Source organism: Winogradskyella algicola (assembly GCF_005869935.1).
Classification (GTDB): domain Bacteria; phylum Bacteroidota; class Bacteroidia; order Flavobacteriales; family Flavobacteriaceae; genus Winogradskyella; species Winogradskyella algicola.
The window spans coordinates 85072-111011 of the sequence record NZ_SZQF01000001.1; the positions used below are offsets into that span (position 1 = coordinate 85072).

The following is a 25940-nucleotide window of genomic DNA, read 5'->3' on the forward strand; positions in this document are numbered from 1 at the left end:
GTAATTTTGCATCTTGGAAGACATTATGAGCATTATATCAACAGATCTATCAAAAGCCGTAGAGCTTCTTAACAATGAAGAGCTTGTTGCTATACCAACGGAAACGGTTTATGGCTTGGCTGGCAATATCTTTTCTGAAAAAGCGGTAAAAGCTATTTTTGAAACTAAAGAACGTCCGTTATTTAATCCGTTGATTGTTCATATTCCCAATATCGATTATCTGGAAACAATTGTTGAAGCGATTCCTGAAAAAGCAAAACTATTAGCTGAAGCCTTTTGGCCAGGACCGATAACTTTGGTTTTAAAAAAGAAATCCGTAATACCAGATTTAATTACTGGCGGAAAAGACACAGTTGCTGTTAGGATTCCGAATCATCCTCTTACTTTAGACCTTTTAAGCAAATTAGATTTTCCACTTGCTGCTCCAAGTGCTAATCCGTTTAATAGAATTAGCCCTACAAAGGCTGAGCATGTTGAAAGTTATTTTAAGGATAAGATTCAAATGGTTTTAGATGGTGGGCCTTGTAAAAGCGGTATTGAATCTACAATTATTGGTTTTGAAAACGGTGAGCCTATTATATATAGACTTGGATCTACGTCTATTGAAGCTATTGAAACCGTAGTTGGAAAAATCGAAATTAAAAACAGTTCGGCTAAGCGTAGTCAAAGTCAAAAAGAAGTAGCACCTGAGGCTCCAGGTATGTTAGAGCGTCATTATGCACCTAAAACGAAAACAATTCTCACTACAAATATTGCTGAAGCCGTTGAAACTCATAAAGGTTTAAAAATTGGTCTTCTGACTTATAATGACATTTTGAATGATGATGCTATTCATTTTAAAATTGTGCTATCCGAAGGTAAAAACCTAGAAGAAGCGGCTTCAAAATTATATGATGCTTTGCATCAATTAGATCAACAACAACTAGATATTATTATTGCAGAACAACTACCGGATTATGGTTTAGGGAAATCCATTAATGATAGATTAACTAGAGCTACTAAAAACTGATACTTCTCATTAGTTTCAACAATAATATTTCTTAACTTATAAAACATAATATTGTGTTTATATGTTAATTTATTAATTGCCATGAAAAATATTTTACTTTCATTAGACTTTAATGGTGGAGAAACAATACTTGTTGACAAAACTCTAGAAATAAGTAAAAAATTTAATTCTAAAGTTTGGTTGATACATGTTGCATCACCTGACCCTGATTATGTAGGTTTTGATGCTGGACCACAATCGGTTAGAGACAATAGAGCCAATCAATTACGTGAAGAACATCAGAAACTTCAGGATTTTGCCAACGAACTAACAAGAGAAAGCATTAAATGCGAAGCTTTATTAATTCAAGGTAGTACGGTAGAAACTATACTAAAAAAAGCAGAAAAATTAAATATAGATCTCATCATAATTGGTCATGAGATACATGACTTTATTTACAAAGCATTATTTGGAAGTGTTTCTGAAGGTTTAATTAAAAAAACCAATATTCCTGTCTTAGTTGTACCTATAGATTAATTGGATTTTTACATCCATCCTAACATTACTGATTTTCAGTTCAAAAAAAACCATTTCATGGTTTGCCAATCCAATTGTTTGTCGTAGATTTGCAAACTCTTTTTCGGAAGAGGAATGTTTAATCTTTTGTACCCTTTGGTGCAATAATAAATCAAATTAGTGTGGATACATTAAGCTACAAAACAGTTTCTGCTAACAAAGCTACCGTTAATAAGGAGTGGGTTTTAGTTGATGCTGAAGGACAAACTTTAGGTCGCTTAGCTTCAAAAGTAGCAGTACTTCTAAGAGGTAAGCACAAGCCTAACTTTACGCCACACGTTGATTGCGGTGACAATGTAATCGTTGTAAACGCAGAGAAAATCAACTTAACTGGTAACAAGTGGACAGATAAAAGTTATATCCGTCACACAGGTTATCCAGGTGGTCAAAGAAGCTTGACTGCTACTGAAATGTTTGAGAAAGACCCAACCAGATTAGTAGAAAAGTCAGTAAAAGGAATGTTGCCTAAAAACAAATTAGGTGCACAATTATTCCGTAACTTAACTGTTGTTGCTGGTGCTGAGCACGCTCATGAAGCTCAAAAGCCAAAAACAATTAATTTAAACGAATTTAACTAATGGAAGTAATTCACAAAATTGGCCGTAGAAAGACGGCTGTTGCCCGTGTATATGTTGCCCCAGGTAAAGGTAACATTACGGTGAACAAAAAAGACATGGCGGATTATTTTACTACTGCAACTTTACAGTATAAAGTAAACCAACCTTTAGCTATGACTAACAATGATGGCAACTTTGATATTACTGTTAACGTATATGGAGGTGGTATCACCGGCCAGGCAGAAGCTATACGTTTAGGATTATCTCGTGCAATGTGCGAGTTAGATCCTGAAAACAGAGCAATATTAAAGCCAGAAGGTCTATTAACAAGAGATCCAAGAATGGTAGAGCGTAAGAAATTCGGTCAGAAGAAAGCGCGTAAGAAATTCCAGTTCTCTAAACGTTAATATCCAACAACACTTAATTCAGAACTTGACTTTTTCAAGTTCTGGATTATTTTATTTTATTGAAAACCGCTGTATAGTGCAGCATATTATAAACCAGTTATTGTTGTCCATGGCTTCACGGTCAGGATTTAGTTTAGCATCTAAATGATTAAGGCTAATAAAAACCACTTAATCATTGCTAATTCAACAGAACGTAAACTATTACAAAAATGGAAAAAGTAGAAGTAAAAGAACTACTAGACGCAGGTGTACATTTCGGTCACCTAACACGTAAGTGGAATCCAAACATGGCTCCTTATATCTACATGGAGCGTAACGGAATTCACATTATTAACCTTTACAAAACAGCTGCTAAGATTGAAGAAACTTGTGCTGCATTAAGCAAAATTGCTGCATCAGGTAAAAAAATCTTATTTGTAGCTACTAAAAAACAAGCTAAAGATATTGTAGCTGAGAAAGCTGGATCTGTAAACCAACCTTACATTACAGAGCGTTGGCCAGGTGGGATGCTTACAAACTTTGTAACGATTCGTAAAGCTGTTAAGAAAATGTCTTCAATTGATCGCATGAAAAAAGACGGTACTTTTGAGTCATTATCAAAAAGAGAGAAATTACAAATAGACCGTCAACGTGCTAAATTAGAAAAGAACTTAGGTTCCATCTCTGATATGACACGTTTGCCAGGCGCTTTATTTGTTGTAGATACTTTAAGAGAGCATATTGCTATTAAAGAAGCTCAAAAATTAAACATCCCAATCTTTGCAATGGTTGATACTAACTCTGACCCACGTCAGGTTGACTATTTAATACCAGCAAATGATGACGCTTCAAAATCTATCAATAAAGTTTTATCTATTGTTTCATCTGCAATTCAAGATGGGTTAAACGAAAGAAAAGCTGAGCGTGCTGAAAAAGACACTAAAGCAAAAGCTGAAACTAAGAAAGCTGAGAAAGCTCCAGTTGTAGAACAAGAAGAAGAATAAAATAACATTTAGAAAATATATAAAAGTCGTTTAATTCGTTTCTTCGCAGAACATTAATTAATCGACTTTTTTAAATTAAACACTATGGAAAATACTGTAAAAATTACAGCAGCAGAAGTAAACAAGCTAAGACAAGCAACTGGTGCTGGTATGATGGATTGTAAAAAAGCTTTAGTTGAAGCTGGTGGTGATTTTGATAAAGCCATTGAAGTATTACGTAAAAAAGGACAAAAAGTTGCAGAAAAGAGAGCTGACAGAGATTCTTCTGAAGGTGCTGCTGTTGCTAAAATAAATGCAGATAACACATCTGGTGTTGCTATCGTTTTAGGTTGTGAAACTGATTTCGTAGGTAAAAACGAAAACTTCGTGAAATTAGCTAGCGATTTAGCAGAAGCTGCTTTAAACTTTGACTCTAAAGAGGATTTCTTAGCTTCTGATTTTGGAGGTATGACTGTTGCTGAAAAATTAGTTGAGCAAACTGGTGTAATCGGTGAAAAATTAGACATCACTGCTTTTGAAAAATTAGACGCACCATTTGTTGGACAATACGTTCACATTAATAAAATTGCTGCTTTAGTAGGCTTATCTGCAAAAGTTGATAATGCTGAAACTTTGGTTAAAGACTTAGCAATGCAAGTAGCTTCTATGGGAGCAACAACTTTATCTTATAAAGACTTTGATCCTGCTTACGTGGCTTCAGAAACTGAGGCTCGTATCGCAGTTATCGAAAAAGATAATGAAGAACTTGCTCGTTTAGGTAAAACATTAAAAAACGTACCTAAATATATCTCTATGGCACAATTAACTCCTGAAGTTTTAGCACAAGCAGAAGAAGATGCTAAAGCTGAATTAAAAGCTGAAGGTAAGCCAGAGCAAATTTGGGATAGAATCTTACCAGGTAAAATGGAGCGTTTCATTTCTGATAATACAACTCTAGACCAAGAGCAGTGTTTATTAGACCAAAAATTCATTAAAGACGAAAAGAAAACCGTTGCAGAATACGTTAAGACATTTGGTGATGTTGAAGTAACTGGTTTCAAACGTGCTTCAGTTGGATAATTCGTTATTCAAAATAATTTATAATACTAAAAGCCTTTCAATTATTGAGAGGCTTTTTTTTGGCAATTTTTTCACTTTTACAGATGCTAATAATTATGTAGCTTTGTTCAACTTTCAAATCAAGTAATGAAATACAAAAGAATTTTACTTAAATTATCTGGCGAGGCCTTAATGGGAGAGCGTCAATATGGTATAGACCCTCAGCGTTTAGCAGAATATGCCCAAGATATTAAAACCATTACTGACTTAGGTGTACAAGTAGCTATAGTTATTGGTGGTGGAAACATATTTAGAGGTGTTGCTGGTGCTAGTAATGGTATGGATCGTGTACAAGGAGACCATATGGGAATGCTTGCTACGGTAATAAATGGACTAGCCTTACAAAGTGCTTTAGAAGATGCTAATATTCCTACTAGACTACAGACAGCTATTAAAATCAATGAGGTTGCAGAGCCATTTATAAGACGTAAAGCAATGCGTCATTTAGAGAAAGGACGTGTGGTTATTTTTGGTGGAGGAACCGGTAATCCTTATTTTACAACAGATTCTGCAGCTGTATTAAGAGCAATTGAGATTGAAGCTGATGTTATTTTAAAAGGAACACGTGTTGATGGTATTTACACTGCAGACCCTGAAAAAGATAGTTCTGCGGTTAAATTTGATCATATTACTTTTGATGATGTTCTAAGAAAAGGGCTAAAGGTTATGGATACAACAGCATTTACGCTTAGTCAAGAAAATAAATTACCAATTATAGTTTTTGATATGAACAAAAAAGGAAACTTACTAAAAGTAGTTTCTGGTGAGACCATAGGTACGGAAGTTAACCTTTAGTTTTGGCTTAACTTTTGATAACTCACAATTAAAATTTTAAAATTATGGACGAAGACATTCAATTTATATTAGATTCTGCAAAAGAAGCAATGGACAATGCTATTAAGCATTTAGAAAAGCAATTGGTAAACATTAGAGCAGGCAAGGCAAGTCCTGCCATGTTAGGAAGTGTTATGGTAGATTATTACGGTTCTCAGACACCACTAAACCAAGTTGCCAATGTTAACACACCAGACGGGAGAACGATTTCTGTTCAGCCTTGGGAAAAAAGCATGCTACAAGAAATTGAGCGTGGTATAATGCTAGCGAATCTTGGTTTTAATCCTATGAATAATGGAGAAACTATCATTATCAACGTTCCACCATTAACAGAAGAACGTAGAAAGGATTTAGCAAAACAAGCTAAGGCTGAAGCAGAAGATGCAAAAGTAGGTGTTAGAAATGCGCGTAAAGATGCTATGACCGATATTAAAAAGGCTGACGTTTCTGAAGATCTACAAAAAAACGCAGAAATTGATGTACAAGAACTCACCGATTCTTACGTTAAGAAAATAGATAAAATTCTTGATGTAAAAGAAAACGAAATTATGACAGTTTAAAGTCATCTTGCTTTAGATTTAGTTTTTGGTAAGACAAACTATCTGAAACAAGTTTCAGGTAAAGCTAAGTTTTTATATTAAGCTTTTCATATTAATCCATTTATATGCTTAAGCATACTCTTGCTATTTTTTTTCTTTGTCTTGCAACCTTCTGCATGGCTCAAAATCCTATTTCCAAAGAAAGTGATTCATCCAAAATAGCTAGAGATTCTATAAAAAAAGCCGAATTTTTAAAGAATATTGGAAATGGTTTTTTACCTGTTAATTTCTTTGATTTAGATTTAAGATACCTCGTTAAGTTTAATCAATATGAGGGTTTTAGAACAGGTTTAGGAGGTATTACAAACAAGCGTTTTTCTGAACGCTACCGCGTAAATGGTTATGCCGTTTATGGCTTTAAAGACAAACGCTATAAATATAGTATTGGTGGAGGATTTAGAGTTAATAAAGCCGCCAATACGTGGATTAACTTGTCCTATACTGATGACTTAAAGGAAACGGGAAGCTCTACTTTCTTAACAGACAAACGCTTCTTCACTTTTTTTGAGCCTAGACTTCTAAACATCAATTTGTTTCATAGACACATCACTAAATCAGTAAGTGTGCAACATAAATTATCTAACCACCTTTTATCTGAAACACAATTTTCAACAAGTAAAATTAACCCTACATACAATTATAACTTTGTATTAGATGGGAAGTCTTATAACACCTTTGACTTGAGTACAGCTAAATTTAGCTTACAATGGAGTCCTTTTAGTAAATTTGAGTTAAATGAAGATCAAATTATAGTTACCAAAGATGGTTATCCTAAATTCACATTACAAGTCACTCAAGGTTTTAAGTCTGTTTTTGGTAGTGATTTTAATTTCTCTAAGTTAGATTTTAGGACTATTCAGCAATTTACGCATAGCAATGATTCTAAAACAAATATTACTCTTGTAGCAGGTATTGCAGGTGGAGAGACACCTCTTACACATTTGTATCACGCCTATCCAAATAATATTACTAAAGAAACCATACTACAGCGTTTTTCTGTGGCTGGTCTTAATAGTTTTGAAACCATGTATTTTAATGAGTTTTTTAGTGACAAGTTCTCTACCATTCAGCTAAAACACTTCTTTAAACCTTTTAAAATTTCAGAGCGTTTTAAGCCACAATTAGTACTTATTTCTAGATACGCACTCGGAGACATGAAAAGCATCAATAGACACCAAGGAATAACCTTTAATAGGCTGAATCATCTTTATTCTGAGTCTGGTTTTGAAATCAATAAACTTCTGCTTGGGTTTGGATTGAGTTTTGCCTATCGCTATGGTGCATATCATCTTCCTAATTTTGAAGATAATATTGCTTTTAAATTTACTTTTAATATTTCTTTATAAGCTATAAAAACAAAAAGCCCTTCCAAATTATGGAAGGGCTTTTCTAATAGATATTATTTGATTTTGTTACCATCTTTATCAAAAAAATGGTATTCAAGATAAGTGTAAGCATCTCTGGGTATGATTTTTACCCATTTTTTGTGTTCAAAGAACCACTTTGTACGTACCGATGGATAGCCTTTGGTTAAAAAGGCTGCTATAAAAGGATGTGCATTTAAGGTTATCTTTTTATAGTCTTTTTTAATAATCCTTTCTAGGTCTTGCTTAATACGTTGCACCACTTTAATCGGCGCTTCTATTTCGTCTCCACCTACGAGATCAGGATTTTCTTCTTTTGTTTTAATATTACGCTCTGGCCTAACGCGCTGTCTGGTAATTTGTACTAAACCAAACTTACTCGGCGGCAATATTTTATGTTTTGCTTTGTCGTCTTTCATCTCTTCACGAAGATGATTGTAAAGTTGTTTTCGGTTTTCTGCTCTGCCCATATCTATAAAATCAACTACAATAATACCTCCCATATCACGGAGGCGCAATTGACGAGCAATTTCTGTTGCAGAAATTAAATTTACCTCTAAGGCTGTGTCTTCTTGGCTTTTTTCTTTGTTAGAACGATTACCACTATTTACATCTATAACATGCATAGCTTCGGTATGTTCTATTACAAGATAAGCTCCCTTTGCCATAGAGACGGTTTTTCCAAAAGATGTTTTTATTTGGCGTTCTATGCCATATTTTTCAAAAACTGGAATGCCGTTTTTATAATACTTTACGATTGACTCTTTTTTCGGTGCAATTTTTTGCACGTAATCTTTTACTTGTAAGTACAACTCTTCATCATCTACAACAATACCAGAGAATGAATCATTAAAAATATCTCTAAGAATAGAAGATGCTTTATTCATTTCCCCTAAAACTTTTGTTGGGTGATGTGCTTTGTACAACTTTTTACACATTGCTGTCCATCTTGCCAGCAAATTCTGTAAATCACTATCTAGCTCGGCAACTTTTTTGCCTTCTGCTACAGTACGAATAATAACACCAAATCCTTTAGGCGTGATACTTTTTACTAATCGTTTTAAACGATCTTTTTCTTCTTGAGATTCAATTTTTTGAGAAATTGAAATTCTATTAGAAAAAGGCACCAAAACAATGTATCTACCTGCAATAGACAATTCTGAACTAATGCGAGGTCCTTTTGTAGAAATTGGTTCTTTTACTACTTGTACTAAAATTGATTGATTAGATTTAAGCGCATTGGCTATACTACCATTTTTGTCTAAATCTTTTTCAAACGGAAAGTCTTTGAGACTGTAATCTCTTAATTTTCCTGTGCTTACACGTTTAATGAATTTTAAAAGTGAAGGTAATTTTGGTCCAAGATCATGATAGTGTAAAAATCCATCTTTTTCGTAGCCTACATTAACGAAAGCTGCATTTAATCCTGGAATAACTTTACGGATTTTGGCAATAAAAATATCGCCTACAGCAAAGTTGTTATCCTCTTCATCTTTATGTAATTCAATAAGTTTTCCATCTTTTAATAAGGCAAAATCAACAATATCTGAACTCGATCTTACGATTAATTCTTTGTTCATAATGTTAATTTATATCTATCTCTTCATTGAGGTAGATGGATTTTACTAAATTATTTGACACAGGATTCCGATAAAAATATCGGAAAATCCAAACAAATTAAGATGTACTCTATTAAATACATCTAATTTTATATCAAAGAACGCTTGTTAAAACTGAAAAAAGTAGTCTAAAAACTACTTTTTCCAGCTTATTTCTTTTTGTGACGATTAGCGCGTCTACGTTTTTTACGCTTATGCGTCGCTACCTTGTGTCTTTTTCTTTTTTTACCACTTGGCATAATAAATAATGCTTTTTTAAATTAATATTTTTTTTAATGTTTTTAGTTAACTTCAACATTAGATTTTACACCTTCTAAAAATACTTTAGCTGGTTTAAAAGCTGGTATGTTGTGCGCTGGAATTTTAATAGTCGTATTTTTAGAAATATTACGACCTGTCTTTTCTGCTCTGGTTTTAATAATAAAACTTCCGAAACCTCTTAAATATACATTATCACCACTTTCTAGAGATGATTTTACTTCTTCCATAAAAGTTTCTACTGTAGCTTGTACGTCACCTTTCTCCATACCTAACTTATCAGATATCTTAGCTACTAAATCGGCTTTTGTCATTGTTATTAGTTTTAGGGTTACTATAAATCTTAAGGGATGCAAATATATGTAATTTAATTTCAATATTTCAAGCGTAATTAATTAAAATTTAACGCAATAAAGATTTAATTTTGTCTTAGCATTTAAAAATTCAATGGATTTTAAAAAGAAACTAACTAACTGGTATTCAAACAATAAAAGAGATCTACCTTGGAGAAACACTGAAAACCCATATCATATTTGGCTCTCGGAAATAATTTTACAACAAACTCAAGTTAAGCAAGGATTACCTTATTATGATGCTTTTGTTAGGCAATACCCTACTGTTTTTGATCTTGCAAACGCATCCGAAAAAGATGTTTTAAAACTATGGCAAGGGTTGGGCTATTACTCTAGAGCAAGAAATCTACATTCCACCGCTAAATATGTGGCTCATGAACTTAATGGTAAATTTCCGGATAACTACAAAGATTTAATAAAACTTAAAGGTGTTGGTGATTACACAGCCAGTGCTATAGCATCAATAGCATTTAACGAAGTTACAGCTGTAGTAGATGGTAATGTTTACAGAGTGCTATCGCGCTATTATGGCATCAATACTCCAATAAACTCAACAAAAGGCATAAAGGAATTTAAAGAGCTAGCGTCTTCGCTTATCGATAAAAATGAACCAGCAACCTTTAACCAAGCCATTATGGAATTTGGTGCCACACAGTGTAAACCAAAAAACCCGTATTGCATTGTTTGTCCTTTAAATGAAAGTTGTGTTGCGCTTCAGAAAAATTTAATTGATTCATTACCTGTAAAACTTAAAAAAACGAAAGTAAAGAATAGATTTTTTAACTTTTTGGTGTGTATTGATAAAAGCAAGTATACTATACTCGAGAAAAGAACCTCAAAAGGTATTTGGCAGAATTTATATCAATTTCCATTAATAGAATCTAGTAAGAGTTTATCCCCTGAAGAATTTCATTTACTGAACATAGAGGATTCTGTTTTACACAATCTAGAGTTTGATTATTCCTTATATAATACAAAAGATAAAATACATAAATTATCACACCAACATCTTCACACAAAATTCTGGATTATTGAAACAGAAGAACTGTTAAAAAATACTATCTCAATTAAGGATTTAAAAAATTATCCTGTACCTGTATTAATTGGCGACTTTATCGAAGCTTTTAATTTCTAATACTCACAAGAATCACATTTTTTTATTAATTTTAAATGAGTGATTACAAATTAAGTAACTTTGTATGCTAAAACCATTTTAATATGTCAGGAACATTGAATAAAGTAATGCTTATTGGGCATTTAGGAGATGAAGTAAAAATGCATTATTTCGATGATAAGAACTGTGTTGGTCGTTTTCCTTTAGCAACAAACGAAACTTATACTAACAAAACCACCAATGAGCGTGTAACAAATACCGAGTGGCACAATATTGTTGTAAGAAACAAGGCTGCCGAGATTTGCGAAAAATACTTAAGTAAAGGTGATAAGGTTTATATAGAAGGACGTATTAAAACCAGAAAATGGACTGATGACAAAGGTATGGAGCGCTATTCTACAGAGATACAATGTACCGACTTCACCTTTTTAACCAATAAAAACGAACAGCAACAAGGACCATCTAATCCTGTTGCTCAACAACCATCTCAACCTCAGCAACCTGCTCAAAACAGCGTTGTTCCAGAAGAGGATGACGATTTACCGTTTTAATTAAATTAATTTTATTTTGGACCCAGAACCCTCGGTTTTACTTTCAAATTTATTAGTTACCAATACATCGTTTATAACTAGTATAATTTTACTTGTTGTACTACTAGCCTGCTCTGCTCTAATTTCGGGAGCCGAAGTTGCACTCTTTTCTTTAACTAAATCTAACATAAATAAAGGCATAGAAGAGAACTCTTCTGCAATGCAATTAATTTCTTCATTGTTAGAACGGCCAAAAAAGTTATTAGCGACTATTCTTGTTGCTAACAACTTTATAAATATTGCTATTGTTTTACTCTTCGCATATATTGGGGAAACACTCTTTAAAGATGTTACCAATACAATAATGCGATTTTTGTTAGAAGTTGTTACAGCTACGTTTCTCATTTTATTGTTTGGTGAAATTATTCCTAAGATTTATGCAAGTAGGAACAGTGTAGAGTTTGCTTCCTTTATGGCGAGACCTTTAAAAGTTTTGGATGTTATATTTTCGCCAATAAGTCTTCCTATGCGTTACACCACGCTTAAAATACAAGAACGGTTTGGCAAACAGCGCTCTAATCTTAGTGTAGACCAATTATCCCAAGCTTTAGAGCTTACTAATGACGAGGACACTACACAAGAAGAACAAAAATTATTACAAGGTATTGTATCTTTTGGCAATACAGACACCAAACAAGTTATGCGACCTCGTATGGACTTGTTTGCCTTAAATATTGACACTCCTTTTGAAACTATCATAAAAGAAATTGTAGATAATGGTTATTCTAGGATTCCGGTTTATGAAGAAAGTATAGATGATGTTAAAGGTGTACTATATGTAAAAGACCTTCTACCGCATCTCAACAAGAAAAAATTTAATTGGACAACTTTACTAAGAGCACCATTCTTTGTGCCAGAAAACAAAAAGCTAGATGATTTAATGGTAGAGTTTCAAACTAAAAAAGTACACTTAGCCGTTGTTGTTGATGAATATGGTGGTACTTCTGGTTTGGTGTCTTTAGAAGATATTATTGAAGAAATTGTTGGCGATATAAGTGATGAATATGATGATGAGGATTTGATTTACACAAAACTTGATGATAACAATTATAGCTTTGAAGGTAAAACACCTCTAAAAGATGTATATAAAATAATCTCCTTAGAGGATAATGAAGCCGAAGATTTTGAAAATAAAAAAGGTGATGCAGAAACATTAGCTGGTTTTGTTTTAGAAATATCAGGAGGTTTCCCAAGAGTTGGAAGTAAAATAAATTTTAAAAATTACGTTTTTACAATTGAAGCCTTAGAGCGCAAACGCATAAAACAAATTAAGCTTACCTTGCTTAGCACTAATAAATGAAACGTATATTAATACCTATAATCAGTCTCTTTATGTTAGGTTGTGGTAATGATCCATTACCAAAACCAAAAGGATTTTTACGTTTAGAGTATTCTGATGCCCAATACAAAAAAGTAACTTCATCACTTCCTTTTTCGTTTGATAAAAATGCTTTATTAGCATCAGTTTCTAAGGTCAAAACCTCGGGAGAGGTTAGAGGTTTAGATGTAAAATACCCTTCTTTAAAAGCTACGATTTATTTAAGTTATAAAACAGTAGATAATAATTTGGATAGTCTGCTACGTGATGCTCAAAATCTTACACAAAAGCATACCATGAAGGCAGATGAAATAACTTACAAACCTTTTGAAAATTCGGTAGATAAGGTCTATGGTATGTTATACGAGGTTGGTGGTGATGCTGCCTCTCAATCTCAATTTTATGTTACAGATAGCACAAGACATTTTCTTAGTGGTTCTCTATACTTTTATGCTAAACCTAATTACGATTCTATTTATCCAGCATCAGAATATCTTAAAAAAGACATTAAACGTTTAATGGAGTCCATAAAATGGAAAGAAAATTAAACTGAAGATTTTAGTAATAAAAAAAGCAGCCGATTGGCTGCTTTTTTTATTACTTTACTTATTAACTGGACTAGAAACTATAACGTACGCTAGCGTTAAATGTTCTTCCGTTAGTATTAAATAATCCAAAACGGTCTGAGTTCTGAATAGTAATCTCATCAAATAAATTGAATACGTTACCTGTTAAAGTAATTCTGTTTTCACCTAACATAAAATCGTATGTTAAGCCAATGTCTGTTAATGAGAAAGGATCAATTCTTCCTACATTTTCAGTCTGAACTGAATTACCATCGTTTAACCAATGTCTGTCATAGTAGTTAATGTTCCCATAAAAATCTAGGTCATCAATAATTTCAGCACGAACTCCGAAACCAGCTGTAAACTGAGGAGCGGTTGAAATTTTAACTCCCTCTCTATTAACACCGTCTGCAGTACCTAATAATTCTCCAGTATCCGAGTTATAAATTGAAACATTAGACTCTCCTTCAAACTCCCAACTACCAGAAGATATATAACCAGTTAGGTTAATTTTATCTGTTAATCTGTACTGTAAATCTAATTCTACACCTTTATGAACTTGTCTTACACCTCTATCAAAAATATTTAAGAAAATATCATCTGAGTCATCATCTGGTGTCCCATTGTCAAGCTGGTCAGAACCTAAAATTGTTCTATTATCCCAGTCTGTGTAGTAGAAGTTAAATACTGCTTTAAAGTTATCAACTTCAAAGATATAACCTAACTCTACACCTGTAATCTCCTCGTTATCAACCTCAGGATTATCTACAATAGCATTAGATCTTCTTATGTTTTCAAAGATATTATCTAAGAACGGTTGTCTCGAATAGAATCCAAAGTTACCGAAAATGGTACTTTCTTCACCAATATTATAACTAAGACCAGTTTTTAAATTATAGCCTATTTTACTTAGTTTATCAGAATCACCTGGATCTTCAAAACGTCCCTCTCTTACATAAGATTGATTAGACAATGCACCTTGGAAAAAAGCAGAGAACTTATCGTTAGAATATTCTATTTGTGAGAAAACACCTTGATAATTAATATTCTCAGAGTAATCATAATCAATTCTTTGGCCCTCATCAGCGAAATTGAAAAGTGCTGCCCATGGAGTTGGATCAAAAGCCTCAGTAACAACTGCACCATCAGGTCTGTCATTTGACCAACCAGTTAAGCCATAAAAATCTGCTACTTGTCTAAAGTGGTCACCTCTGTAGAATCTAAAATCAACACCTGCACTCAAGTTTAATTTATCGTTTAGTTCTGTTGAGAAATTAGAAACTAGACCATACCACTGGTGATTATTTACAGAAGATCTTCTAATGTAACCAGCACCTAAAGGACCACCATAATCACCACCAATACCGATTTGTTGGTTTTGTGCAGTTATTGCGTCGTAATCTATTTGACCATACAATGGACCATCACCATCAGGATCTGCTGTACGAATTCTTCCGTTACCTCTTGGACCGGTTCCTCCACCACGTCCCCATGATGCGTAAACTACTGTAGATAGGTCTGATTTATCTGATATATTCCAATCCCAGTTTAAGTTCATTACTGGCTTATGGTAATAGTTTTGTCTTTCTGACTCAATTCCATCATCTGTATATCCCCAATGTTGGTTAAATTTAGGGTCTGCATCAATAATTTCTTGACTCTGAGACCATCTCTGACCGTGTAATTGTGGTGCACCAGTCAATAATAAATTTAAGTTATGGTTTTCATTTGGCTTGTATCCTACAGAAAAGAAGTAAGTTTGACCTTGTCCATATGTACCTCTAGCCCATTTTCTATGAGCTTGCCAATGATCTAATAATACTGAGAAAGACCATCCTTTGTCATTAATACCAGAATCATAACCTACAGTACCTTTAGCGTAGCTGTCATTACCACCTAAAAATCTAACAAATCCACCTTGAGTTTTTTCAGAAGATTTCATCACTAAGTTAATTGTACCACCAACTGATGATATTGCTAACTTAGAAGCTCCTAGACCTCTCTGCACCTGTACTCCATTTGCTACATCAGCAATACCAGCCCAGTTAGACCAATATACACGGCCGTCTTCCATACCATTTACCGGTTGACCATTTAATAATACGGCTGTATTAGTTTGGTCAAATCCACGTAAAAATATTTGACCATCACCAAAACCTGTTTGACCAGAAATGTAAGCTGATGGTGTATTCTTAAGGATCTCAGGAACTTCAACATTACCAACTGCTCTTTCTTGAATTTCAGTTTTTCTGATAGTAGATACGGCAACTGGCGTTTTTCTATCTTCTGCTAAGTCAATAACACCTGAACCTACAACAATCACTTCATCTAGTGAGTTGTCTGGGTTTAAGGTTATAGTACCCACATTAGTGTCTCCACTAAACTTAATAGTCTTTGAACCAAAGCCTACGTAAGAAATTACTATCTCTCCAGAATTAGATTGTGCAGTAATAGAGAAGTTACCATCAAAATCGGTAGTTGCACCGTTAGTTGTACCTTTAACTAATACATTAGCACCTGGTAACGGTGAACTTGTCTCGCCATCTACTACCTTACCAGTAACAGTGACTTGAGCAAACGCTACTGTAGTGAATAGCATCATTACAGCTGCAAATAAAAATTGGTTAAATTTTTTCATATAAAATTTAAGTTAATTGGTTTCTATTAGTGGCGCAAAATTACATATAACAATGGTTATAATATTACCTAAATGTTAAGAAATTTAACAGTGTAATTTAATTATACTTTTCGCATTTAATATGCATGCATAATTAATTTATTGTGTTTTTTTAACAATTATTTGTGTTTTTCTTTATAGAAATCAATTAAATTTTGCGTTGAAGAGTCGTGTTTTACCGAATTATCACATGTGGTTAGCTCATTGAGGATAGTTTTTGCTAATTGCTTACCTAACTCAACACCAAATTGGTCATAGCTATAAATATTCCATATGATACCTTGTACAAAAATTTTGTGTTCGTATAAGGCTATAAGCTTACCTAAGCTTTCAGGTGTTAATTTTTGTATTAATATTGAAGTTGTTGGCTTGTTGCCTTTGAAAATTTTAAATGGTAGTAATCTTTCTTTTTCTAAGTCAGAAAGATTTGTTGCTTCAAACTCTGCCAATACTTCTTCCTTAGTTTTTCCATTCATTAAGGCTTCAGTTTGAGCAAAGTAATTAGACATTAATTTATCATGGTGATCTTTATTACCGTGCAATGATTCTATAAAACCTATAAAATCAGCAGGTATTAACTTAGTGCCCTGATGTATTAATTGAAAAAAAGCGTGTTGTGAATTTGTACCAGGCTCTCCCCAAATAATTGTACCTGTTTGGTAATTCACCTCATTACCTGACCTATCTACATACTTACCATTACTTTCCATAATACCTTGTTGTAGATATGTTGCAAATTGATTTAAATATTGCGTATATGGTATTACAGCCTCGCTTTCAGCGTTAAAGAAATTATTGTACCAAACAGTCAGTAAAGCAGATATCACTGGTATATTTTTTTCAAACTCGGTGGTTTTAAAATGCTCATCCATTTTACGAGCACCTTCTAATAGACTTTCAAAGTTATTATAACCTAGAGACAAACTTATTGACAATCCTACAGCACTCCATAATGAAAAACGACCTCCAACCCAATCTTTCATTGGGAAGATGTTATTTTCATCTATTCCGAAAGCTTTTACACTCTCTATATTGGTAGATACTGCCACAAAATGTTTAGAAACTGCATCTTCTGGTAAATGTTCTAAAAACCAAGTTCTAATAGAATTTGCATTAGATAGCGTTTCTTGAGTTGTAAACGTTTTTGAAACAATGACAAATAATGTAGTCTCTGGATTTAGATCTTTAACAATCTCTTTATGATGATCACCATCTACATTACTAACAAAGTGTGTGTTTAGGTGATTTTTGTAATACTGAAGCGAATCTACAACCATTGCTGGCCCAAGATCTGAGCCACCAATACCAATATTTACAATATCTGTTATGGTTTTATCTGTGTGTCCCTTATGCTTTCCATTTACAACAGCGTCAGTAAACGTTTTAATCTTTTGCCTTACTTCATAAATTTCTGGCATTACATTTTCACCATCAACAAAAACTTCTGAGTTTTCTTCAGCTCTTAAAGCCGTATGCAATACTGCTCTTCCTTCTGTAGCGTTAATAATATCACCTTTAAAATATTTGGAAATAGCATCTTTTAAATCTACCTCATTTGCTAGTTCAATTAAAATATCAAGGGTCTCTTGTGTGATTCTGTTTTTCGAGAAATCCACATAAAAATCATCCCATTTTATAGTCAACTCTTCTGCTCTTTCTGAATTGTTTTCAAACAGTTCTTTTAAATGAGTAGTACTAATTGTATCAAAATGAGCTTGTAATTTTTTCCAAGATTTAGTTGTAGTTGGGTTTGTAGATTTAAGTGCCATTATTGTATATCTGCTGTATTATCTTCTGTTATAGTATTTTCGGCTTCTTCAGACTCTGTTTCTAAAAAGAAAATGTTGTCGAGTCTTTGTTTTATAGGCTTAATATGTTCTAAATATCTTGCCTTTAAACTATCTGAAATTGGTTCTGCTTCGGGTAATTTTTGCTTAAAAGGATCAACTTGTTTACCGTTTTTCCAAAAACGATAACACACATGCGGACCACCAGTGTTACCAGTCATTCCAACATAGCCAATGATATCACCTTGTTTAACGTATTGTCCTTTTTTAACAGCCTGTCTACTCATGTGCAAATACTGGGTACTATAAGTAGCATTGTGCCTAATCTTTACATATTTACCGTTTCCACCTCGTCTGGTAGACTCTATGACTGTACCATTTGCTGTTGCCATAATGGGTGTGCCAATAGGTGCCGCAAAGTCGGTTCCTTTGTGAGGTCTAACTTTGTAACCATAATAAGCTATTCGTCTTTTTAGATTATAACGAGACGATAACCTCCCAAACTTTACTGGCATTTTTAAAAAAGCGCGTCTAAGATTTTTTGCCTCTTCATTAAAGTAGTCTTTAATACCTTTTATTGAATCTGTTTGAAATTGAAAGGCATATAACGAATCCCCATTGTGTTCAAAATAAGCTGCTTTTACATCGTGCACTCCTGCATAAATAGAGTCGTTTATGTATTTGTCTGTATAAATTACCTTAAATCTATCACCAGGCTGAAGTCTTCTAAAATCTATAGTCCAAGCATATATATCATCTGCCATCTTGTTTGCCAAAACCTGACTTAAACCTTTACTTTCTAAGGTTAAAGAAATATTGTTTTCTATAATACCAGTTGCTACTTTTTCTACATAAGTTATTGGTTTTGTGCGTGTGTAAGCCTGTATAGAATCTTTAAAATCTATAACCACATAGTCCTCTAGATTTTGTTGATAAATAAATGTTGTGGGCTTTTGAATGCTGTCATTTACATTCTTCTTATCATATAATAAAGTGTACGGTTTACCTACTTGAAGTCTTCTAGCAATATCAAAAGTATCTTTAGCTTTCTCTGCTATTTGAAAAATTTCTGGATAGCCAATATTATTTCGCTCTAGTATAATACCGAAAGTATCTCCTTTTCTTACAGTATCTCTTTTAAATTCGAACTTTTTTAAATCAAAACCGAACTCTAGAATTTTTTCTTCTTGTTTCTTTTCTGCAATTTCCTTTTTGTAATTCTCTTCAGAATTGTCTTCTTTACATGCATTAAAAAACACCGTAAAAACGGCAAGTACTATTAATCCTTTTAAACGCATTAATCGCTAATTATATATTATTTCCCCAATTTTCTAATTCTTCTTCTGACCAAAGATCTGGAAAGAAAATACGCCTTTGGTATCTTGGATGCATATACTTTTTCCAGTCGCTTCCTCCAGTTGCCTCACCATCACCAATTCCACTTTCTATATAATGCTTAGCAGCATTATAATGCGCCATTACCCAAGTTACATTAACTGTATAATCAAAATGACGCATGGCTTTAACCAAATCTCTATCTTTTTGATCTTCAGAAGGCAACTCTTTAAAACGTGTCCATAGATTCTTGGTATTGTATTTTTCCATGAATCTTAAAAACTCGTCCTTATAACGCTTTTCAAAATTAACTAAAAGTGTAGATTTTTTACCTGTTTTGTGATCTTTTCCTGCGGCTTGCCAGTATAAATGTTCAAAAGCGTGTGTATATGGAGTATTTCGGTCAATATCAGCCCTAAATCTATAATCTATAAGATTAATTAACTCTGTTGAAGCAAATTCTATAAGTCGATATTGAGCACTTTGAAAACCACTTGCTGGTGTTAATGTATACCTAAACTTCATGTATTGTTCTACCTCCATACCTTCTCTCATAATATTGAAAGAGGTCGTGAGCATATCAAAATAACGGCTTATTCGCATTATTTTATTTTCAAAAAAGACAACGTCGAGACTTTCTTTTTCGGCTACTTGAGAAATTTCCCAAAGTATCATTTTAAAAATGAGCTCATTTATTTGATGGTAAGCTATAAACACCATCTCATCTGGAAGCGTGGTGCGCTGTATCTGAAGATTTAGCAACGCATCGGTTTGTATATAATCCCAATATGTAATCGGCTTACTATATAGCAAGCCGTATAAATGGTCATCTGTATCTTGGTCTATCTTAACATACTTCTCGTGAAGTTGTTCTAAAATCTCATGGTAATTTGGTTGGTCTGACATAAATTAATTATCAAATACTATCGGAAAGGCATGCTTTAGTCCTTTAAACTCTTCTAAGTCGGCACGAAGCGAACCTACTGCTAGATCTGCCTTTATTTTTAGTGGTATTTTATTTTTATCTGCACTTACCCACAAAGTTAAACTTTCTTCTTCTTTAAACACACGACCAGCCATAACATAAGGTCTAAACTTTAAAGTATTTACCCTAACTCGTGAACCATTGATGTCTACTTTTATTGTCTCCTTACCTAGATATTTTAGTTTAAAACCATAGTTTTCTTCATCAAAAAACATGTTTGTTTTTATTTCATCTCCAATTTTAAGATTATCTGTATCAATACTATTTCTTAAATAGTAATACATAGAAACCATATCTTGGACATCTTTCTCAGTTGCAATAGTCTTAATCTTTTTGTGCTTTTTATTATTTACAACGGCTTTTTGCTCCTCATGATTAAACTCAATCTCAATATCTTTGGTATGCCCTCCTTCATCTATCTTTCTAATAAATTTATATGGCGCGCCAGTTTCTTTATCGAAATAACTTTCGTAACGATCTCTAACCTTAAAGAATAAGTTAACAGGACCTGTCGTTTTTCCTTTTCCAACAACGTGATATACTGACTTCCCCTTAAGCTTTTTTTCATCAACTTTAAGCGTTGCCTCACCTGCTTTGAACCAACCACTGTAACTCATCCTAAACTTAAACCACTCACCAGACTTAAATGCAGATTCTTGCTCTGGACTTGGTGCTTTAAGGCCAACTAAAAAAAGTAATACTGTAAGTATGTATTTCATAATATTCTGTTTGTAAATTTAAATAATGTAACTCGATTTTTGTGTTACAATTATCTTAATTACAATTACTATTCCAAATCTATTAAAACACTGAAATACATTCAAAAAACCTTATGTTAATTTATTGTTTTTTCGATTTAGTGCTCACATACTTAATATTTATCGATAACAAAGTAGAACAAACTACAACACATTAAGTATAGAAGTGTTTATTTTTTGTGTATGAATTTAAGAGTTGGTTTATTGGCGCGTTTAGAAATAGGGATCTAAACGCGCTTTGTTTTTTTATAATGTTCCTCTTTTTGCCTGTTCTCTTTCTATAGACTCAAACAAGGCTTTAAAGTTACCTGCACCAAAACCACGAGCTCCCATTCGCTGAATGATTTCGAAGAACAACGTTGGTCTATCTTCAACTGGTTTGGTAAAAATTTGAAGTAAATAGCCTTCTTCATCAGCATCTATCATAATTCCGAGAGATTTTAAAATTTCAATATCTTCTCGTAATTCATGACTAAACTCTTCTAATCGTCCTGGTACAGCTCTATAATACTCTTCTGGTGGAATTGACAAAAACTCTACTCCCCTTTTGCGCATTTCTGATACTGTTGTAATGATATCGTCTGTGGCAACAGCTATGTGTTGTACTCCTGGACCTTCATAAAAGTCTAAGTATTCTTCAATCTGAGAACGCTTTTTACCTTCAGCTGGCTCGTTAATAGGGAATTTTATTCTGCCATTGCCATTACTCATCACTTTACTCATTAATGCTGAGTATTCGGTATGAATTTGCTTATCATCAAACGATAAGAAGTTAACAAATCCCATAACATCTTCGTACCATTTTACCCAAGTATTCATTTCACCCCAACCTACGTTTCCGACCATGTGATCTACATATTTTAGGCCTACAGGTTCTGGGTTGTAATCAGATTCCCATTTTTCGAACTTAGGCATAAAAACTCCGTTATAGTTTTTGCGCTCTACAAACATATGTACTGTTTCTCCGTAGGTGTAAATTCCCGCTCTTACAACCTCTCCGAACTCATCAGTTTCTACTGTTGGCTCCATGTAAGATTTTGCACCTCGCTTTGTGGTTTCTTCGTAAGATTTTCGAGCATCTTCTACCCAGAGTGCTATAATCTTTACTCCATCTCCATGTTTTACAATATGATCGTTAATTGGGTGTTTTGAATTTAGCGGAGTAGTCAGTACCAATCTAATTTTGTCTTGTTTTAAAACGTAAGACACGGTGTCTTTACTTCCTGTTTCTAAACCCTTATAAGCATATGACTGAAAGCCAAATGCAGTTTTATAAAAATGCGCTGCTTGTTTAGCATTACCTACATAGAATTCTACATAGTCTGTTCCTAATAACGGAAGGAAATCTTGTGCTCCTTCAAATATTTTTTCTAATCCGTAATTGACTGATTTTATTTCTTTTGACATATTTAAGAAGCCCCTTCTAACTTCCCCAAGGGGAAGAACTCTCACTGCTGGGCCACAGAGTTTATTAAAAATATTTTTTCTTTATTCTTTTCATTAACAGTTCCTTCCTTTTAGGAAGGTTAGGTTGGGCTTTTACGCCAACCAAGACTTATAATAATCCTCATCGGCAATTTTTAAGGCATCTTCTGTAACCTTTAACGGTTTGAAAGTATCTACCATAACGGCTAGTTCATCTGTTTTTATCTTACCAATACTTCGTTCCATAGCTCCAGGATGTGGTCCGTGAGGTATGCCAGCAGGATGTAACGAGATATGACCTGCAGCAATATCATTTCTGCTCATAAAGTCGCCGTCAACGTAGTACAATACCTCATCGCTATCTATGTTACTATGATTGTATGGTGCTGGCACTGCTAAAGGATGATAATCGTACAAACGCGGCACAAAGCTACACACCACAAAAGCATCAGTTTCAAAAGTTTGATGTACTGGTGGTGGTTGGTGTACTCGACCTGTTATCGGTTCAAAATCATGTATAGAAAAGGCATAAGGATAATTATAACCATCGTAACCTACCACATCAAAAGGATGTGATGCATATACCATCTCTATAATTTCATCTTGCTTTTTTATTTTTATTAAAAAATCACCAGATTCATTGTAAGTTTCTAGTTCTTGAGGCTGACGCAAATCGCGCTCACAAAATGGAGAATGCTCTAATAATTGCCCAAACCAGTTTCGGTAACGTTTTGGTGTATATATTGGCCTGTAGGACTCTACAATGAAAAGACGATTGTCTTCAGTATCAAAGTCCATTTTATAAATGACACCTCTTGGTACCAATAAATAATCTCCATATTTAAAATCTAGGTTACCCAACATAGTGCGCAACTTACCAGTACCTTTGTGCACGAAAATAAGCTCGTCTGCATCTGTGTTTTTATAAAAATAGTCTCGTGTAGATTCTTTTGGCGCAGCCAGTATAATATTGCAATCGCTATTGGTTAAGACTATTTTTCTACTGTCTAAATAGTCACTTTCTGGTTGTACTTTAAAACCATGTAAGCGGTACGATTGCATGTTGTTAGCTTTAGCAACTTTAGGTGCTACGCTGTATTGTTTTCTAATTTCTTTTACTTGCGTTGGTCTTTGCTCGTGGTAGCTGTTGGTGCTCATACCATCAAAACCAATTGTACCAAATAATTGTTCGTAATAAAAACTACCATCTGGCTTTTTAAACTGCGTATGGCGCTTTGGTGGAATTTTCCCTAATTTATGATAAAAAGGCATTTTATTTTTGTTTAATTGTTGATTTGTTATTCGTTTAATAGGTGTAAACGAACAATGTTTTAAAGTTACAAAATTTAAGAGATTCCTGTGTTTTTAGGAAGAAACAAAAAATGCATAATTATTCTGGATTCCTTTTAATAAGGAAATGTAGATGAAGTTTTAAATTTTCCCAGAATGGTGTCATAGTGCTACAAAGTTTATAAATTTTAATTTAAAACCAAAACCCAAGATTAAAAAACCAGTAATCTTCACCTGTTTCTGGGGAATAGGTGTACTTAGCCTCTAATGGTCCCACAAAAGTTTCTAGAGAATAACCCAGAGCATAACCTGTGTAGTTAGGTGATGAAAGCCAATTGCCAGTGTCAAATAGTCCGTCTTCTACATTAGCGTAGTTTGCCGCTAGAATGATATGATGATTTTTTAACCACTCATAATCCAAGGTAAAACAAGCTTTCACAAAACTATCACCAGTGATATCAACAAAATCATAACCGTAGAAACTATAAAGATTATTTATGAAATTATTGGCATAACCACCTAAAGCGAAATCGAGTGTAGGTATTGAATTGTCTCCTATACCAAAACCGCCACTTGTTTCGAATTTAAAAGCTAACTTTTCAGAAAAACTAAAGGCATAACCAATATCTGCCTTGGCTATAGAGAATGGTCTAAAATCTGTATTAAACTTTGATGCACTGAGATACCAATGAAAATCACCATTGAAATAAACACCACTCTTAGGAAAAACAGGGTGACTGTAGCTGTCATATTTTAACCTGCCAAATACACTTAGATAGTCTGTATTTTCAAAAACAAAATCGTCTTCTTGGTTTTCAGAGAACAAGGTTTCAGAAGTTATTTTTAATCTTTTGTGTTCACCACCTAAACGTAAAGAAAAATCTTTCCTAAAAAGTGTTTGTAAATAAACCTGATTTGTAAAATCTTGAAGCTTGACGTCTATTTTATTTAAATTATCTAAAAGTGGTGAGCCTTCTTCTAGGGTTAATTGAGGATTAATATTTTTATCAAACTGATTATATCTTGATTTTATACCTAAACTTATATAAAACCCCTTATCTATAAAATAATCAAAATTAAATCTAGAATTATCACCAAGTATTACATCTAAAGAGGCAATATCATTGTTAAATAATAATCTTTTTTTAGTAAGGTTTGCGAGGACAGCACTTTTATAAAGAGCATCATAATGTATACCTAATTTTAAAAACATAGTTGTTTTAGATTCTCGAATATCACCGTATAACCTAAATTCATTTACGCTATCTGTTGGCTTCAGTTGATATCTAAAAGTCTCAAAATTATTTGTTGCAATAACATTGTTTATTCGCTTTTTAAAATCTTCATAGCTTAAAGTTTCATTTCCTCTTAATTTCAATTTTCCTAGGAGATATGATCTTGTGTAGCGCTCATTACCGTCAATAGTTATCGATTTAACTTTTATGCTATCTACTAGCTTTAAATATGGACGTGTAACACTATTTTTTTGTGATGATTTAATCCTATTTAGTGCATCTAAGTTTTGTCTGGCTGCCACTTCACCATTAGTGATAATGTCCTGACCCTCATCAAATGAAAGTACAGAAAAGCTAGCAATATCTGGTTTTATGTAAATATCCGCCATTGATGCTTTATTTTTCATGGCATTAATAGTTCTGAAATTATTAATCTGTAACAATATTTCAGGTGCAGTTTTCAAAGCCTCCCTATCTCTCAAATCATCTTGTACGTCTATACCTATAATTATATCCATCCCTTTGGCTTTTAATTCTTCAATTGGAAAATTATTGGTTACACCTCCATCTATTAAAATTTTATCCTCAATAACAACAGGTTGAAAAATTGAAGGCAGAGCGCCACTTGCTGTTACAGCTTCAGCCAACCTACCGCTATCTAAAATTAGAGACTCACCCGTTTCTATGTTAGTTGCCATACAAAAGAAAGGAATCGGAAGCTTTTCAAAATCTCTAACTTCGTTTACAGGAAGCATTAGTTGATATAAAAGATTGTAGACATTCTGTCCTCTCGATAAACCTGAAGGTAAGTTTATTCTAAAATTATCGAATGGTAGATTTATTGCATACTTCTCTTCATTTTCGCGCTCATAAAACGATTTTGCTTCTCTAGGAAATTCATCATTAATAAGTTCATCAAAATCTACAGTATTAAACAAATCTTCTAATTGCTGACCAGAATATCCTGTAGCATATAAGGAGCCGATTATAGCTCCCATACTAGTGCCAGCTACGTAATCTACTTTTATCCCTAAGCTATCTATTACTTTTAAAGCTCCTATATGTGCAAACCCTTTTGCACCACCACCACTGAGCACCAAACCTACTTTTGGTTCCTTGGCTTTGGTTTCTTGAGCACTTAAACTATTATTACAAAAAAATATTTGAAATAGCAGAAATGCATATAAGCCAGTTTTTAAGTAATGTTTGAAGTTTTCTTTCAAC

Annotated in this window: 23 protein-coding genes; 13 read left to right on the plus strand and 10 right to left on the minus strand. The window is 33.5% G+C overall.

All coding sequences use genetic code 11. The features are described 5' to 3' along the window. The first annotated feature begins 25 nt into the window (after nt 1–25). From FC091_RS00315 to FC091_RS00355, 9 genes are all read left to right on the plus strand, one after another. Nucleotides 26–1009 carry an L-threonylcarbamoyladenylate synthase gene (locus FC091_RS00315; protein WP_138432292.1) on the plus strand — a complete coding sequence of 328 codons (984 nt, stop codon included), beginning with the start codon at nt 26–28 and terminating at the stop codon, nt 1007–1009. 81 nt (nt 1010–1090) lie between these two features. Next, nucleotides 1091–1525, plus strand: a complete 435-nt coding sequence (locus FC091_RS00320; protein WP_138432293.1) for a universal stress protein — start codon at nt 1091–1093, stop codon at nt 1523–1525. 161 nt (nt 1526–1686) lie between these two features. Beyond that, entirely contained in the window at nt 1687–2142 is a 456-nt protein-coding gene (gene rplM / locus FC091_RS00325; RefSeq protein WP_138432294.1) for a 50S ribosomal protein L13, read from the plus strand. Beyond that, nucleotides 2142–2528 carry a 30S ribosomal protein S9 gene (gene rpsI, locus FC091_RS00330; RefSeq protein WP_138432295.1) on the plus strand — a complete coding sequence of 129 codons (387 nt, stop codon included), beginning with the start codon at nt 2142–2144 and terminating at the stop codon, nt 2526–2528. Before rplM ends, rpsI begins: the two co-directional genes overlap by 1 nt. Before the next feature lie 209 nt (nt 2529–2737). Then, nucleotides 2738–3511 (plus strand): 30S ribosomal protein S2, encoded by a 774-nt coding sequence (rpsB, locus tag FC091_RS00335; protein WP_138432296.1) that lies wholly within the window; start codon nt 2738–2740, stop codon nt 3509–3511. 84 nt (nt 3512–3595) lie between these two features. Further along, nucleotides 3596–4570: a translation elongation factor Ts gene (tsf, locus tag FC091_RS00340; RefSeq protein WP_138432297.1), complete on the plus strand. Its 975-nt coding sequence runs from the start codon at nt 3596–3598 to the stop codon at nt 4568–4570. A 126-nt stretch (nt 4571–4696) separates the two neighbouring features. Beyond that, entirely contained in the window at nt 4697–5404 is a 708-nt protein-coding gene (pyrH, locus tag FC091_RS00345) for a UMP kinase (protein WP_138432298.1), read from the plus strand. 44 nt (nt 5405–5448) lie between these two features. Beyond that, nucleotides 5449–6003, plus strand: a complete 555-nt coding sequence (gene frr / locus FC091_RS00350) for a ribosome recycling factor (RefSeq protein ID WP_138432299.1) — start codon at nt 5449–5451, stop codon at nt 6001–6003. A 155-nt stretch (nt 6004–6158) separates the two neighbouring features. Further along, complete coding sequence (locus FC091_RS00355; protein WP_246035774.1) at nt 6159–7388, plus strand: DUF5686 family protein; 1230 nt, start codon at nt 6159–6161, stop codon at nt 7386–7388. Nucleotides 7389–7441: 53 nt separating this feature from the next. Here FC091_RS00355 and FC091_RS00360 read toward each other — a convergent pair whose 3' ends face one another. Together FC091_RS00360 and FC091_RS00365 are read right to left on the minus strand one after the other, a co-directional pair. Beyond that, on the minus strand, nt 7442–8986 hold the full coding sequence (locus FC091_RS00360) for an Rne/Rng family ribonuclease (RefSeq protein WP_138432301.1): 1545 nt from the start codon (nt 8984–8986) through the stop codon (nt 7442–7444). A gap of 320 nt (nt 8987–9306) precedes the next feature. Then, a complete protein-coding gene (locus FC091_RS00365; protein WP_076619727.1) occupies nt 9307–9597 on the minus strand; it encodes an HU family DNA-binding protein in 291 nt (96 codons plus the stop codon). Nucleotides 9598–9730: 133 nt separating this feature from the next. Between FC091_RS00365 and mutY the strand changes: the two genes are divergently transcribed. The 4 genes from mutY to gldD all read left to right on the plus strand — a co-directional run bounded on the left by mutY (nt 9731) and on the right by gldD (nt 13206). Then, nucleotides 9731–10771, plus strand: a complete 1041-nt coding sequence (mutY, locus tag FC091_RS00370; RefSeq protein WP_138432302.1) for an A/G-specific adenine glycosylase — start codon at nt 9731–9733, stop codon at nt 10769–10771. Between the two features lie 83 nt (nt 10772–10854). Beyond that, a complete protein-coding gene (locus FC091_RS00375; protein ID WP_138432303.1) occupies nt 10855–11301 on the plus strand; it encodes a single-stranded DNA-binding protein in 447 nt (148 codons plus the stop codon). Nucleotides 11302–11317: 16 nt separating this feature from the next. Further along, a complete protein-coding gene (locus FC091_RS00380; RefSeq protein WP_138432304.1) occupies nt 11318–12640 on the plus strand; it encodes a gliding motility-associated protein GldE in 1323 nt (440 codons plus the stop codon). Beyond that, nucleotides 12637–13206 carry a gliding motility lipoprotein GldD gene (gene gldD / locus FC091_RS00385; RefSeq protein ID WP_138432305.1) on the plus strand — a complete coding sequence of 190 codons (570 nt, stop codon included), beginning with the start codon at nt 12637–12639 and terminating at the stop codon, nt 13204–13206. The genes FC091_RS00380 and gldD overlap by 4 nt, the downstream gene beginning before the upstream one ends. Before the next feature lie 70 nt (nt 13207–13276). Here the strand turns inward: gldD and FC091_RS00390 are convergent, their stop codons facing one another. From FC091_RS00390 to FC091_RS00425, 8 genes are all read right to left on the minus strand, one after another. Next, nucleotides 13277–15862: a TonB-dependent receptor gene (locus FC091_RS00390; RefSeq protein ID WP_138432306.1), complete on the minus strand. Its 2586-nt coding sequence runs from the start codon at nt 15860–15862 to the stop codon at nt 13277–13279. A gap of 158 nt (nt 15863–16020) precedes the next feature. After that, the gene (gene pgi / locus FC091_RS00395; protein WP_138432307.1) at nt 16021–17670 is read right to left on the minus strand and encodes a glucose-6-phosphate isomerase; all 1650 of its coding nucleotides are present in this window, start codon (nt 17668–17670) and stop codon (nt 16021–16023) included. After that, nucleotides 17670–18986, minus strand: coding sequence for a M23 family metallopeptidase (locus FC091_RS00400; RefSeq protein ID WP_138432308.1), 1317 nt, complete (start codon nt 18984–18986; stop codon nt 17670–17672). Before FC091_RS00400 ends, pgi begins: the two co-directional genes overlap by 1 nt. A 10-nt stretch (nt 18987–18996) precedes the next feature. Continuing rightward, nucleotides 18997–19929, minus strand: a complete 933-nt coding sequence (locus tag FC091_RS00405) for a tryptophan 2,3-dioxygenase family protein (protein WP_138432309.1) — start codon at nt 19927–19929, stop codon at nt 18997–18999. A gap of 3 nt (nt 19930–19932) precedes the next feature. Then, nucleotides 19933–20727 carry a DUF3108 domain-containing protein gene (locus FC091_RS00410; protein ID WP_138432310.1) on the minus strand — a complete coding sequence of 265 codons (795 nt, stop codon included), beginning with the start codon at nt 20725–20727 and terminating at the stop codon, nt 19933–19935. A 285-nt stretch (nt 20728–21012) separates the two neighbouring features. Further along, entirely contained in the window at nt 21013–22173 is a 1161-nt protein-coding gene (gene hppD / locus FC091_RS00415; RefSeq protein WP_138432311.1) for a 4-hydroxyphenylpyruvate dioxygenase, read from the minus strand. Nucleotides 22174–22305: 132 nt separating this feature from the next. After that, nucleotides 22306–23463: a homogentisate 1,2-dioxygenase gene (locus FC091_RS00420; protein ID WP_138432312.1), complete on the minus strand. Its 1158-nt coding sequence runs from the start codon at nt 23461–23463 to the stop codon at nt 22306–22308. A gap of 211 nt (nt 23464–23674) precedes the next feature. Beyond that, complete coding sequence (locus FC091_RS00425; RefSeq protein ID WP_246035775.1) at nt 23675–25939, minus strand: patatin-like phospholipase family protein; 2265 nt, start codon at nt 25937–25939, stop codon at nt 23675–23677. Between the last annotated feature and the right edge of the window lies 1 nt (nt 25940).

Coding starts and splice junctions, on each gene's coding strand:
- mutY (WP_138432302.1), top strand. CDS start 9,731: ATGGATTTTAAAAAGAAACTAACTAACTGGTATTCAAACAATAAAAGA.
- pyrH (WP_138432298.1), top strand. CDS start 4,697: ATGAAATACAAAAGAATTTTACTTAAATTATCTGGCGAGGCCTTAATG.
- tsf (WP_138432297.1), top strand. CDS start 3,596: ATGGAAAATACTGTAAAAATTACAGCAGCAGAAGTAAACAAGCTAAGA.
- FC091_RS00360 (WP_138432301.1), bottom strand. CDS start 8,986: ATGAACAAAGAATTAATCGTAAGATCGAGTTCAGATATTGTTGATTTT.
- rpsI (WP_138432295.1), top strand. CDS start 2,142: ATGGAAGTAATTCACAAAATTGGCCGTAGAAAGACGGCTGTTGCCCGT.
- FC091_RS00410 (WP_138432310.1), bottom strand. CDS start 20,727: ATGAAATACATACTTACAGTATTACTTTTTTTAGTTGGCCTTAAAGCA.
- FC091_RS00420 (WP_138432312.1), bottom strand. CDS start 23,463: ATGCCTTTTTATCATAAATTAGGGAAAATTCCACCAAAGCGCCATACG.
- FC091_RS00315 (WP_138432292.1), top strand. CDS start 26: ATGAGCATTATATCAACAGATCTATCAAAAGCCGTAGAGCTTCTTAAC.
- pgi (WP_138432307.1), bottom strand. CDS start 17,670: ATGGCACTTAAATCTACAAACCCAACTACAACTAAATCTTGGAAAAAA.
- FC091_RS00375 (WP_138432303.1), top strand. CDS start 10,855: ATGTCAGGAACATTGAATAAAGTAATGCTTATTGGGCATTTAGGAGAT.
- rpsB (WP_138432296.1), top strand. CDS start 2,738: ATGGAAAAAGTAGAAGTAAAAGAACTACTAGACGCAGGTGTACATTTC.
- hppD (WP_138432311.1), bottom strand. CDS start 22,173: ATGTCAAAAGAAATAAAATCAGTCAATTACGGATTAGAAAAAATATTT.
- frr (WP_138432299.1), top strand. CDS start 5,449: ATGGACGAAGACATTCAATTTATATTAGATTCTGCAAAAGAAGCAATG.
- FC091_RS00320 (WP_138432293.1), top strand. CDS start 1,091: ATGAAAAATATTTTACTTTCATTAGACTTTAATGGTGGAGAAACAATA.
- FC091_RS00405 (WP_138432309.1), bottom strand. CDS start 19,929: ATGTCAGACCAACCAAATTACCATGAGATTTTAGAACAACTTCACGAG.
- FC091_RS00355 (WP_246035774.1), top strand. CDS start 6,159: ATGGCTCAAAATCCTATTTCCAAAGAAAGTGATTCATCCAAAATAGCT.
- FC091_RS00365 (WP_076619727.1), bottom strand. CDS start 9,597: ATGACAAAAGCCGATTTAGTAGCTAAGATATCTGATAAGTTAGGTATG.
- FC091_RS00390 (WP_138432306.1), bottom strand. CDS start 15,862: ATGAAAAAATTTAACCAATTTTTATTTGCAGCTGTAATGATGCTATTC.
- gldD (WP_138432305.1), top strand. CDS start 12,637: ATGAAACGTATATTAATACCTATAATCAGTCTCTTTATGTTAGGTTGT.
- FC091_RS00400 (WP_138432308.1), bottom strand. CDS start 18,986: ATGCGTTTAAAAGGATTAATAGTACTTGCCGTTTTTACGGTGTTTTTT.